8 protein-coding genes are annotated in these 13,473 nt (G+C 43.2%); 1 reads left to right on the top strand and 7 read right to left on the bottom strand.

Features of this window, described 5'->3' with window-relative positions; genetic code table 11:
• Positions 1-374: 374 nt before the first annotated feature.
• The gene (locus tag V7K45_RS13750) at positions 375-971 is read left to right on the top strand and encodes a Uma2 family endonuclease (protein ID WP_335004217.1); all 597 of its coding nucleotides are present in this window, start codon (positions 375-377) and stop codon (positions 969-971) included.
• Positions 972-1,171: 200 nt separating this feature from the next.
• Here the strand turns inward: V7K45_RS13750 and V7K45_RS13745 are convergent, their stop codons facing one another.
• From V7K45_RS13745 to V7K45_RS13715, 7 genes are all read right to left on the bottom strand, one after another.
• Complete coding sequence (locus V7K45_RS13745) at positions 1,172-2,674, bottom strand: HlyD family efflux transporter periplasmic adaptor subunit (protein ID WP_335004215.1); 1,503 nt, start codon at positions 2,672-2,674, stop codon at positions 1,172-1,174.
• 44 nt (positions 2,675-2,718) lie between these two features.
• Positions 2,719-2,961 (bottom strand): hypothetical protein, encoded by a 243-nt coding sequence (locus V7K45_RS13740; RefSeq protein ID WP_335004213.1) that lies wholly within the window; start codon positions 2,959-2,961, stop codon positions 2,719-2,721.
• Positions 2,962-3,062: 101 nt separating this feature from the next.
• Positions 3,063-6,005 carry a peptidase domain-containing ABC transporter gene (locus V7K45_RS13735; RefSeq protein WP_442941995.1) on the bottom strand — a complete coding sequence of 981 codons (2,943 nt, stop codon included), beginning with the start codon at positions 6,003-6,005 and terminating at the stop codon, positions 3,063-3,065.
• Between the two features lie 23 nt (positions 6,006-6,028).
• Positions 6,029-6,829 (bottom strand): peptidylprolyl isomerase, encoded by an 801-nt coding sequence (locus V7K45_RS13730; RefSeq protein ID WP_335004211.1) that lies wholly within the window; start codon positions 6,827-6,829, stop codon positions 6,029-6,031.
• A gap of 158 nt (positions 6,830-6,987) precedes the next feature.
• Positions 6,988-7,746 carry a PPC domain-containing protein gene (locus tag V7K45_RS13725; protein ID WP_335004209.1) on the bottom strand — a complete coding sequence of 253 codons (759 nt, stop codon included), beginning with the start codon at positions 7,744-7,746 and terminating at the stop codon, positions 6,988-6,990.
• A 1,146-nt stretch (positions 7,747-8,892) separates the two neighbouring features.
• Entirely contained in the window at positions 8,893-9,657 is a 765-nt protein-coding gene (locus tag V7K45_RS13720; protein ID WP_335004207.1) for a PPC domain-containing protein, read from the bottom strand.
• Between the two features lie 651 nt (positions 9,658-10,308).
• Positions 10,309-13,431, bottom strand: coding sequence for an efflux RND transporter permease subunit (locus V7K45_RS13715; protein ID WP_335004205.1), 3,123 nt, complete (start codon positions 13,429-13,431; stop codon positions 10,309-10,311).
• Between the last annotated feature and the right edge of the window lie 42 nt (positions 13,432-13,473).

Raw genomic sequence — 13,473 nt, 5'->3', positions numbered from 1 at the left:
GTGGTTTTTCTCTCACCTTCTGTCAAAAGGGGGCCTGTGTTCAATCAGACCTCCTCTTTTTTCTTTGATTTCGACGATTTAGTCTAAACTCCAGTTAACAGCATTTGCTGGAGAAATTAACTATCAAAAGGCTATAGAAGCAGGTTTTCAAGGGCATGTTCCCAAGCCTATCGATCCAACAAATCTGGTTGAGACGATTACCGATTTGGTTAAACAGACCCAGTAGCGAACCAAAAATGACCATTGACGACACTACCAAACTTAACTAGCGATTCTGAGCTTTCCTATCGTATCCCCTTAATGCAGGTAAAATAATGAAGCGATCGCCCTCCAAACCTGATTATTTCTAATCTGGAAACCAACTGGAGACTCAAATGACCACAGCAACGATAGTAACACCACCAAAGGAATTACCCCTTCTGTTTGAGGGAATGACCTGGAGAGAGTTTAAAGCAGTTGAGCAATTGTTAGACCGTCCAGGATATCGGCTCTCTTTTCTGAATGGAATTCTGGAAATACGACGAATGCCTGGAGAACCACACGAAACCGTTAAAAAGAGGATTGCTGCATTATTGGAGCTTTACCTGCTCATGGCAGGGTTCGACTTTACTCCAACTGGCTCAATGACTCTGGAAAGTGAAACAGTCGGTGTCAAGCGAGAGGCGGATGAATCTTATAAACTTGCTCCTGGTCGGATGCTACCCGATCTGGCGATCGAGGTGGTGTTTTCCAGTGGCGGCATCAACAAACTGGATGCATACAAGCGGTTGAAAATCAAGGAAGTGTGGTTTTGGGAAGATGGTGTGTTAGAAGTTTATCACCTGCGGGGAGAAGGCAATACACTTCACTATGAAAAAGTTTCTAATAGTGAAGAGGTGAAAGGAATCGATCTGGATTTGTTGTTACGTTGCATGAATATGGTGAATCACGTCGAGGCGATCAAGACTTTTCAACAGGCACTCCAGAAATAGGCGATCGCACATACTTATGGGATATTTATGAGATGCTGGGTTTCACGCTTGAAAACTGCTGTGAAAACCCTTTTGTTCAGCGCAGAGACGAATGGCACGCTTGTAAAGCCCAAAGGTTTGTGTTGTCTTGTTCCCAGCCTAGAGGCTGGGAACCAGTCAGAACCAGTCAGATCAAGGGCTGTATCTTTTCTTAGTACCATTCAGCGCAGAGACTTTAAGCTTTCAGTCTTTTGTACTAAGAAATCAGTGAAGATGCTCATAATGGTGCGCTGACGTAATTTCACATTAGCATTAATGGACATCCCTGATTGCAAGGGAATTTGACGCTGATTAATTAGTAACTTCTGCCCATGTAGGCGGACTTTTGCGGAAAAACGCCAGAAATTATAAACTTGGTCTGGAGGTAAGGCATCAGAGCCAATCTCAACTAGTTCTCCTTTGATATCACCATACTCTTGGAAGGGAAAGGAATCAATTCTCACATCTACTTGTTGTCCTTCTTTGACAAAGCCGATGTCGCGGTTGGTGATGTAGACGTTAGCAACCAAGTTATCACTAGGAACGAGTTTTAGGAGCGGTTCGCTGGAATTAACCACAAATCCTGCTGTTTTGGCTTTGAGTTCAAAGACGGTTCCATCTACGGGTGCTGTAATTTTCTGGTATTTCAGAGTTTGTTCTGCCTGAGTTAATTTACTATCAATCTCTCCAATCTGACTATTAATTTCATAGAGGCGTTTTTGATTATCTACAATTACCTTGGTTAATTGGCTGTCAATTTCGGCAATGTTTTTGTCGTTATCTGTAATTTTGGCTAGTAAATCTTCTTGAGACACAGCCGCAGTATTGCGAAATTTTTGATTTGATTGGGCGATCGCTAATTGTAATCGCTGCTGTTCCCGATTCAATCGGATCACTTCTGCTTGTTTGCTGCTGACATCCTGCTGTTGTTTCAAGTACTGCACCTGGGAAATCGCCCCCTGCTGTGCTAGAGGTTCAAACTTGCGGAGAATTTGTTGATTAATTGTCAGCAACTCTTTAGCGCTAGTTAATTCCGCCTGAGTTTGGAAAAATTGCTGTTGTGTTTGTCCCGTTTCTAAATTAGCTGTGGCTAAACGCGATTCTAATTCTATTTGGCGATTTCGCAAGCGTAACTGTTGCTCTCTTGTGAGACTATTTCCAGCAGTCGCACCGTTTAACTGTGTTCGATACAACTGGTTTTCGGCAATTATGGCGGCTCGGCTTTTGGTCAAAAAGGCTAGTTCTGGTTTAATTTTCAACAGAGCAGTTTGCTGTGCTACTTCCTGTAGTGATATGTTCCCTTGAAGCTGACGGCGATAGAAGTCATTTTCTTGCTCTAGCGACTGTTTCGCCAGCAATTGAGCCGCCCGACTTTGCTTTAATGAAATTAACTCCGCCTCAGAAGAAGTTTTTTCTAGGGTAACGAGTGTTTCACCTTTTTTGACTCGCTGACCATCTTTGACTAGAATCTCATTGACAACACCATGAATCGGAGCCTGAATTTCTTTGACTGCACCCCGTGGTTCTAGCTTGCCAGTAGCATGAATTGATTCATCAATTTGGAAAACTGAGGCCCAGATTACGGTGAAGGTGCTAACTCCAACAATAGTCCAGGCGATCGCTCGTGACCAAGTAGGTGTCTGTTGTAAAAGTACTGGTTGATCGAATTTATATTGAATATTCATAAATAAAAGTGCTGCGTTTTATGTTTTAAGCCTGAGTTTCCAAGTTATAATCTCGACATTTCGAGTTCTGAAGTTGAAGTTCTGAGTTCAGAAGTCGAAGTTTCAAGTTCAAAGGTCGAAGTTCCGAGTTCAAAGGGCAAAGTTCCAAGTTCAGAAGTCGAAGTTTCGAGTTCAAAGGTCGAAGTTCCGAGTTCAAAGGGCAAAATTCCGAGTTCAAAAGTCGAAGTTCCGAGTTCAAAAGTCGAAGTTCCGAGTTCAAAGGTCGAAGTTCCGAGTTCAAAAGTCAAAGCAATAATATTTCCCCCTGCCTCCCCTGCCTCCCCTGCCCCTCTGCCCCCCTGCCCCCCTGCCCCCTTGCCCCCCTGCCCCCCTGCCTCCTTCCCCCTGCCTACACTTTCGCTTCCTGTTGCTGATACAGACAGTAGTAATAACCTTTAAGCGCCATCAATTCTTCATGAGTTCCCTGTTCTACCACAGCACCTCGATCCATCATTAGAATGATATCGGCATTGCGAATTGTGCTGAGGCGGTGAGTAATGAAAAACACTGTTTTATCTCGGAAAGCTGACGCCAAGTTACGGCAAACTTGGGCTTCGGCATTGTAATCTAAGGCGCTGGTAGCTTCATCCAGAATCAGTAATTGCGGATTTTGCAGGACAGTACGAGCGATCGCTACTCGTTGGCGTTGTCCTCCAGACAGTCCCGAACCTCGCTCGCCGACACGGGTGTTGTAGCCACTGGGCAGAGACATAATAAAGTCGTGGGCATAAGCTACCTTGGCAGCAGTAATAATTTCTTCATCGCTAGCATCAGGATATCCCAAGGCAATGTTTTCGCGGATTGTGCCATCGAATAGTAAGGTATCTTGTAACACCATACCAATCTGACGACGTAAAGAATAAAGTTCTACTTTGCTGATATCATAGTCATCAATCAAGATTTTGCCGGACTTGGGTTCGTAAAGTCTGGGTAATAATTTTAGCAGTGTGCTTTTACCGGAACCGCTTTGACCAACAATTCCCACAAAGGAGCCAGCAGGGAAATCTAAGTTAATATTGCATAGTTGCAATGGCCCGTGTTCCGAGAAACTGAAGCTGAGATTTTCAAAGCGGACGCTACCTTGAACACTGGGCATCAGGATATTTTGACAGTTACCGATTTCTACTTCTTGGGGAGTATCTAAAATATCAGCAAGGCGTTGCAGAGATAGAGCGGTTTCTTGGAAGTTCTGCCAAAGTTGCATCAGGCGTAACAAGGGACTAGTGACATAACCAGCCAGGATGCGAAAAGCGATGAGTTGTCCCAAGGTTAGGTGCTGATTGAGGACGAGAAAAGCTCCCACCCACAGCACTAACATACTGGAAAACTTGTTAAGAAAACTGCTAACAGAACCGGCAGTAGTTTGGGTAGAGACTGTTTTGAAACCAGCGCTGATGTAACGAGCATAGCGTTCTTGCCATTGCCAACGCGATCGCATTTCTAAATTTTGCGCCTTGACTGTCTGCATTCCCCCCATCACTTCCACTAAATAAGATTGCGTCTCGGCATTGCATTCTGCTTTTTCTTGCAATTGTCGGCGCATCACAGGTGATACCATCAAGTTGAGCAAGCCAAACAGCGGTACTGTTGCCAAAGCAACTAATGTCAACACCGGGCTGTAAATCGCCATCACTACAATGTAGACTACTGAAAATACAGCATCCATCACTACAGTCAAGGCTGTACCAGTCAAGAAAGAGCGGATGTTTTCCAGTTCGTGAATTCGCGTTGCCAATTCTCCCACAGGACGGCGTTCAAAGTAAGATAATGGCAGACGCAACAGGTGATTAATCACCTCAGAACCAAGGGCGAGGTCAATTCGGTTAGTGGTATCTGTAAATAAATGAGTGCGGATACTGGTGAGTACTGCTTCGATGACTGCTATTACTAGCAAAAAGATGCCAAAAACTTCCAAAGTATCAGGACTGTTACCAACCAATACTTTGTCAATAATCACCTGTGTGGCGAGGGGATTTACCAGCCCAAACAGTTGAATAACAATGGAAGCGATTAGTACTTCAATTAACACCTTGCGATAGCGCCGCAGTGAGGGTACAAACCAACTCAAGCTAAACCGCGCCTTGGGAGTATTTTTGGTGGTTTGCAGCAGCAGGACTTCTCCTTCAGCCCCCCAGTTTTCGGCAAAGTCTCGGAGTTTGTAGCGCAGTAGTCCCATCTCTGGAACGGCAATGAGTAACTCTCGATCGCTATTTTTGTAAATAATTGCAAAACTATCTTGCCAAGAAATCATTACTGGTAATTGCAAGCGTCCGACTTCGGTAGCGGGAACTTTTACCATCTGTGTTGTTAGCCCCATCAACTCAGCAGCGGCGGCACAAAATTGCAGAGATATAACGCCTTTCTGTTCGTGCTGCTTTGTCAACACTCGCTGCAATGTATCTCTACGCCAGGAGATGTTAAAGTATTGGCTCAACATCTGGAAGCAAGCTAGTGTTGCATCCAGCGGCCCTCTACCTTTGATATAAGGAAACTTCTTTTGTTTCCCTTTAGCTGCTGGTGCTTCTGTGACAGTAATTTCTGAGGCGTAGGGAATCTCTGCGGGTAAGAGTGTTTTTGGTGTAGAAGAAGCAAGATTTTCTCTAAATATTGATTTGGGCAATCCCACCAGACGCATATTTGTATTAAATTTCAGCTTGGGATTGAGTTCATCCAACTCTAAGCGACTCCCCACAGGGAACTCAGCATCAAAATTACTGCTGACTAACCACAAAAATTCTGAATCTAACTGCTGGCGGAATTTGCGTGCAGGAATTGTTTGGATAATCGCAACTTCAGTTGTAGCCTGGGCAAGTTTAACTAAATTCCTGCTACCATCTGCGCGACGGCTGAGTTCTTCGGTAAGCAGTTCATGCACTTCTAAGAGAGTAATCTCGTTTTGCAAGGCGTGGACAAAAGCTTCTTCCTGCTTGAGTAAGGTTAGAAAACCAGCAATAGGTAGATTAATCGCGATCACTTCAGTAGAAGCGATCGCAGTTTCACAAGCAATACCCCGTACATGACTTACCCAACCCAAAACCTCTCCTGGTGAGAGTAACTTCAGTGTCGCCGGATTTTGTCCTTGGGAATTGTAGGTTAATAAACGTGCTTGTCCTTGGTAGATAATGCTAATCCAATTGGGCATAGCTTCCCTGGTTACTATTACCTGCCCGATGCGATAACGACAAAATTGCACCTTGTCGAGCAAATTTTCTAAAACATTTGGTGGCAGATAATTAAAAGGAAATAGATCGGCAATATATTCTTGAATATCAATGGTTGTATTTGTCATCATCTTGCACCCGATTTTAATAATTTTTAAGCAGCCTTCGCTTCTTGAGACTGTGCTGGTTTGGTGTTGATTCCCATCCAGGTTTTTTCTTCTGGCGACAGTTGACTTAGTTGCTGTTGAAACCAAGTTTCAAAATTCTCTTGCAGCAATCGTTGACGCATAAAATCATCCAACTGGGCAGTTATAAATTTTTCCACGCGTATAATTATCCATGAGTCTCCAAAGGGTACGGGTGGTTGAACTATACCTACTTGACTTGTGCAAAGTAACTGAGCAAAATTGGGAGCGATCGTACCAAGCTCTACTGGGCCGATGATGCCATTTGTATCAGCTTCTGGCCCTTGAGAATATTCACGAGCTAATTCCGAAAATGATTGTTCTCCTTCTGTAATTCGGAAGAATAGCTCGTTAGCAGTTCCTCTGCTATTAGTCCGAATTAAAGAATAAATGACTTTATCAAAATTCCTTTTATATTTAAGGAAGTAAGATTCTAGTTGATGTCCCCAAGTTATTTGCTTGAACTTTTCGACTCTCAGCTTGCGGGTGACGAAAAGTTCTAATTGTTCTTGAGTTAAACCATAACGCAAACACCAATCTTGGATTTTTTCTTCGCTGTTTAAATCCCAATGCTGATAAAATTGCTCTAGAGCGTGGGATGTTTCGGCTGGTGTGCAGGTAATTGGTGCGATCGCTAATTCAATAATGCTCTGAGATAACAATTGCGGGATTAGATTGTAACTTGCTAAAAAGGGGATAATTTCTGGCGGTAAGATAGCGCTGCCGCTACGCTCGTCGTAGACACCGCATAGTTGTAATGTTTTATTCATAATATTTGTGCAAATATTTGACCCGTGCAGAGATAAATTGAGAAATGCAAGCGGTAAAGTTCAGGTATAGATTGGTACCGCCTGCATCATTTGCATACTCTTGAAAGCATTGCCGTACAAAACTTTCAAGTACTACTCACCACTGCTAATGCCTAAACTTAAGCAGGGACAGAGAACTGATTAAAAGTCACGTTGTAGTTAGTGGCGCCAGTGAATTCAGTTACCTGCAAGAAGTAGTCACCACGTACACTAATGTTGGAAATCAGTTCTGAAGTAATACCTCCATTATTAGAGCTGGCAATTACCTCACCTGCATCAACGATACGATTGTTGTTAGAGTCTCGAATCACCCGGATATCAGCATCGGTGCTTAATCCTTCCAATCTGATGTCGACACCTTCACGGAATCCCAAAGAAAAGCTGTAAACATCGGTAGTGTTCTGGTTATTGACGTTACCTGTACGAGTGACATTACCTGACAAGTGACCAAGTACAAATTCCTTAGGTAGAAGGTTGCTGGAACTGGCTGAAATCGGAAAAGTTCCCGAAGGTTCAGTCGCAGATAAGGCTAAATTGTAACTGACATTACCTGAACTACCTGGAGCAAAGCGAGATACTTCCGCAAAAAAAGTACCTGAGCTAGTTTTAAAGTTAATCGCCTCATCTTGGTTGCTTCCGCGATTGGAAACAATTCCAACTTTTCGGTCAAAGTCGTCTAGTACGCCGTTATTGTTAGCGTCTCGAAACAGTCGGATGTCCGCATCATCGCCAGTGCTGATATCTGTGAGAGACAGGTTGATATTTTTGCCACTGGTGATTTGGAACTTAAAGACATCTGTGGGATCGGATGTAGTTAAATCAGAGTTATTCTTAACAACAGGGGTGCTACCGAGTGTACCAAGATCGAAAAGTGCCATTTTTTTGTCCTTTAGATGTTGATTGTAATGTAGTCAAGTTCAGATTAAGTTATGGTTTGCACAGATGTAAATCTTCGATTTAAATCGATATTTACTGGAATGTAGTGGCTTAGAGTTTGATGAAAATAAAATTATTTATTATTTTCAATAGAGCCTTAGCTGTTTAGTTTTGTGCTTACCGCGTTCAGAACTTGTTGTTTATCCATGAATCTAAATTAAACTGTTTTTTCAATAAGCACAGCATGAAAAAGACTTCTATAGTTAGGTGTTTGTTAAAGTAAATTCCAAGTGCTTTGTATTGTTTAGTCATAAAAAGTCTTATGACTCACCATTCGCGTAATCTAAGAATGAGTTTGATGAAATAAGGGATGTGTGAAGAATTAGGCAAAGCTTGTATCAAGGCGATGGCAGCACTACAATCCTTGTTGTAATTGATACAAAAAAGCCTCTGAGTTATCAGAGGCTTCTTATGATTAATTGGATGTTTCTGGTAGTCTTTAAGCGATCGCTAATTTATAAGTTTTCACTCCCCACTTGTTACACTTCACTTCATCAACCCATCGGGCAAAGTGAAATGAATCGGCGATAGAACCCCACAGACGTACATCTGCGCCTAAATCCCTTCCCCGAAGGAAGCTTAAAAAATCTTTAAGATCGATTTTGTTGAAATATTTGATCGATGCAGCTATAATTTATGCAATGAAGCGGTAAAGTTCAGGTATAACTTTCTGCTAATTGCATCATTTGCATACCCTTGAAAGCATTGCCGTACAATACTTTCAAGTGCTACTCACCACTCCCGATGCCTAAATTTAAGCAAAGGGGGTGGTGAACTAGTTAAAAGTCAAAGTGTAGTTAGTGCTATTTTTGAATTACTTGCATTATTAATATTGGAAATAATATCTGAGGTAATACCGCTCTTAATAGAACGGGCAATTTCCTCGATTGCGATAAAAGTCTTAAATTAGTTGGATATCATTATCGTTCCTCAGTCCGCTTTAGTTAAGTCTGATGTAATTTTTTTGTCTAAAGTCTGGAATAAAAGCGGCAAAGTTCAGATAGAATTCTTTGCCGCTTACATCATTTGCATACCCTTGAAAGCATTGCCGTACAAAGCTTTCAAGTACTACTCACCACTGTCGATGTCTAAACTAAAGCAAAGGGGGTGGTGAAATGGTCGAAAGTCACAGTGTAGTTAGAGCTAGAGAACTGAGTGACTTGCAAGAAGTAGTCACCAGATAAGTTAATGTTGGAAATAAGCTCTGACGTAGTACCTCCACTAGTAGAGCGTGCAACTTCTTCACCAGCATCAACGATGCGATTGTTGTTAGAGTCGCGAATTAGCCTAATGTCAGCATCGCCGTTGAGTCCGTTCAATTTAATGTTGACACCCTCAAAAAATCCCAAAGAGAAGTTGTAAACATCAGTAGTGTTTTGGTTATTGACGTTACCTGTACGAGTAACATCAGCTGACAAGTTACCAAGTACAAATTCTTTAGGAAGAAGGTTACTGAAACTGGCTGAAAGGGGAAAAGTTCCAGAAGGTTCAGTTGCAGACAAGGCTAAATCGTAACTGACATTGCCTGAACTACCTGGAGCAAAGCGAGATACTTCTGCAAAAAAAGTACCTGGGCTAGTTTTAAAGTTAATCGCCTCATCTTGGTTGCTTCCGCGATTGGAAACAAGTCCAACATTTCGGTCGAAGCTGTCCAATACACCGTTATTGTTAGCGTCTCGAAACAGCCGGATGTCCGCATCATCGCCAGCACTGATGTCTGTCATAGACAGGTTGATATTTTTGCCACTGGTGATTTGGAATTTAAAGACATCTGTGGGGTCTGTGGTAGTTAAACTGAAGTTATCTCTAACAACTGGAGTGCTACCGAGTGTACCAAGATTGAAAAGTGCCATTTTTGTCCTTTAGGTATTGATTGTAATCTGGTCAAGTTCAGATTAAGTGGTGGTTTGCACAGATGTAAATATCGCTTGAAATCGATATTTACTGGAACGTAATCGCTTAGAATTTGATGAAAATAAATATTATTTATTATTTTCAATAGAGTCTTAGCTATTTAGTTTTGTGCTTACCGCGTTCAGAACCTGTTGTTGAACCATGAATCTAAATTAAGCTGTTTTTTAAATAAACACAGCATGAAAAAGACCTCAATAGTTAGGTCTTTGAAAGTAAATTTCAAATGCTTTGTATTATTTAGTCATAAAAAGTCTTATCTAGGACAAACAGATACAAACAAGGCAGACAGTACTCATCTTGCAGCGACGTATAGCAGGAGGCAGGAGGCAGTGTTTCGACTACGCGGCAGTTGAGCGTAGTCGAAACTCAACAACCGGGCAGGAGGCAGGAGGTAAAACTATTGCTAACTCTAGCATTCACCTTTTCCAAATGTCCTAACCTGTGTGACTACGGCTGTAAAATCTATCAGCATTCTCTAACTTTTACCTGAGAGAGCAGCTTCAACCCAATCTTGCCAAGCAGTTTCCGAGCGATGGTAATTGACTCTAAGCGATCGCTTTACTCATGCTCGACTTTACCAAAAACTATCATTAACTTTTAACTGCTGGCAGATGCTTTTTTTCAGCTTTCCTACTCTGCATACTAAGCTTTTTCCGCCATGTCTCCATGTAAATGTAAAATACTGGAGTCAGATAGAGAGTCAATATCTGAGAAAACACCAATCCACCAACGATCGCAATCCCCAAGGGACGACGCGCTTCTGAACCGACTCCTGTCCCCAGAGCAATGGGGAGTGTCCCAATTAAAGCTGCCATCGTCGTCATCATAATTGGACGGAAGCGAATCAAGCAAGCGGCATAAATGGCATCAAAGGAATTTTTCCCTTCCTTTCGTTGCGCTTCAATGGCAAAATCCACCAGCATAATCCCGTTTTTCTTGACGATGCCGACTAAGAGAATGATGCCGATGAAAGAGTAAAGATTTAAATCAACCTGGAAAATCAGCAGCGTCAATAATGCACCAAAACCCGCCGAAGGCAGACCGGAAAGAATGGTGATCGGGTGTATAAAATCCTCATAGAGGATACCGAGAATCAGATAGATGACTAAAATAGATACCAACAACAGCACGCCTAAATCGTTGAAGGATTGTTGGAAGGTTTGGGCTGAACCTTGAAAGCTGGGGGTAATTGTTGAGGGTAGTACCTCACTGGCTGCTTGCTTGATAGCATCTGTAGCCTGACTTAGAGACGTTCCTGGAAGCGTGTCAAAAGAGATAGTTGCAGAGGGGAGTTGAGCAACGTGAGTAACCGTGAGCGGGCCGACACTCTGGCTAATATTAGCGATCGCACTCAAAGGAACAAGTTTCCCAGTACTTGATTGCACATAGAGCATCGATAGAGCGCTAGGATCTCGTTGAAATTCCGGTTTTACTTCTAAAATTACATAAAATTGGTCATTTGGGGTATAAATAGTTGACACCTGACTGGAACCATAAGCGGCGCTGAGGGTTTGTTCAACTTGTTGAGCGGTAATGCCAAGGGTTGCAGCTTTGTTGTGGTCAAATTTGACTTGGATTTGAGGAGTGCTGAGTTGTAAATCACTGTCAACGTTCTGGAGTCCTGGTAGTGTTTTGACTTTATCCACAAGTTTAGGAACGTATTGGCGCAAGTCTTGTAAATTCAAACTCTGCAAGGTGAACTGATAAGTAGAATTAGTTTGTTGTCCACCGATGGGAATAGCTGGCGGAGAACGGAGGAATGTCTTAACCCCAACTACACGTCTCAACTTGGGGGTTAACTCTTGAATGATTTCGTCAGCACTCAGTTTACGTTGAGAACGTGGCTTGAGCCGAATCGTAATTCGCCCGGAGTTCACCGAAGCATTCGGCCCACTTGCACCCACAATCGAGTCAACTGCTTCAATATTGGGGTCTTGACGAATGATATCAACAACCTTTTGCTGGTGACGACGCATATCATCAAAAGAAATATCTTGCGCTCCTTTAGTGTTGGCCGTCAGTTGTCCGGTGTCTTCTGTAGGAATAAATCCTTTGGGAACGATGACGAACAAATAGATGGTCATTACCAGCAGAATGCCAGAACCAATCAGTGTCATCAGGCGGTATTTTAAGACGGGCTTGAGCGTCCAATCATATCCCCGCAGTAGTAAATCAAATGCCCGTTCTGAGACTCGATACAGCCGATTTGGTTTTTCCTGATGTGAACGCAGAAAGCGACTGCACAACATGGGGGTAAGACTGAGGGAAACAAAACCCGAAACCAAAATTGCCACTGCGATCGTTACGGCAAATTCATGAAATAATTTCCCGATTATTCCACTCATAAACATAATCGGGATGAACACCGCTACCAAGGAAAGGGTCATTGACAAAATGGTAAAGCTGATTTCCCTCGATCCCTTCAATGCCGCGTTTAGAGGAGATTCGCCCATTTCTCGATAACGGACGATATTTTCCAACACAACGATCGCATCATCCACGACAAAGCCCACAGAGAGAGTCAACGCCATGAGTGAGAGGTTGTCCAGCGAGAAGCCCGACAGATACATTACGGCAAAAGTCCCAATGATCGCTACAGGTAACGCCAAACTGGGAATTAGCGTCGCAGTGATGTCACGCAAGAATAAGAAAATTACCAAGACAACTAGACAAACCGAGAGAACCAAGGTAAATTTCACATCATTGACAGAGGCTCGGATGGTTTGGGAGCGATCGTACATAATCCCCATTTCAATGGATTTGGGAACTTGTTCGCGGAGCGTGGGTAAAAGTTTCTGGATGGAATCAACGATATTTACCGTGTTAGCACCTGGTTGCGGCTGTACAGCGAGAACGACAGAATGACGGTTTGTCACCTTGCGATCGCTATACAAATTCGAGACTTTGACGTTTTGTTCGCTGTCAATTACCTGTCCCAAATCCTGGAGCCGCACGGGCGCACCATTCTTGTAAGTTACAATTAGCTGGCGATAGCTGGCAGCATCGGTGAGTTGACCGTTCGCCTGAATCGTATAACTTTTGTAAGTATCAGAGAGACTGCCGGTTGGTAAGTTGACATTTCCCTGTTGAATTGCAGTTTTTACCTGATTTAGACCAATTCCCCGCGATGCTAACTCTCGCGGGTCAAGCTGGACGCGGACTGCATATTGCTGTTGACCAAAAACCTGTACCTGAGCAACACCATCAATCATCGAGATAGGCTGACCAACTGTTACCTCTGCGTATTCATCAACTGTCGAGATTGGCTGTGTCTCCGAATACATATAGAGGAAGAGTATTGGTGAGACAGACGGGTTAACTTTGCGGTAGGTGGGGGGGTGAGGCATTCCGGCAGGTAGTTGTCCGGCTGCGGCTGAGATAGCTGCCTGTACATCTTTTGCGGCATCTTCTACTCTGCGGCTAAAGTCAAATTGTAGGGAGATGTTGGTGCTGCCTGTAGAACTAGTGGAATTGAATGAATTTAGTCCGGCAATTTCGGTAAACTGTCTTTCTAGGGGTGCGGCGACTGAAGATGCCATTGTTTCTGGGGTAGCACCAGGGAGACTAGCAGAGACAGAAATAAAAGGATATTCAACGTTGGGTAGGGCGCTGATGGGTAACAGTAGATAACTCATGAGACCGAAAATGAGGATACCCATCATTACCAAGGTGGTCATGACTGGACGACGGATGAAGAGTTCTGAAAGGTTCATGAGTTGTGTTCTCCCAGAAATGTGAATCTTAGCTACTGATTT

Origin of the sequence: Nostoc sp. (genome assembly GCF_036917375.1) — a bacterium.
Lineage (GTDB): Bacteria > Cyanobacteriota > Cyanobacteriia > Cyanobacteriales > Nostocaceae > Nostoc.
The sequence above is the reverse complement of the archived record's forward strand: the minus strand, read 5'-3'. Positions and strand labels throughout refer to the sequence as shown.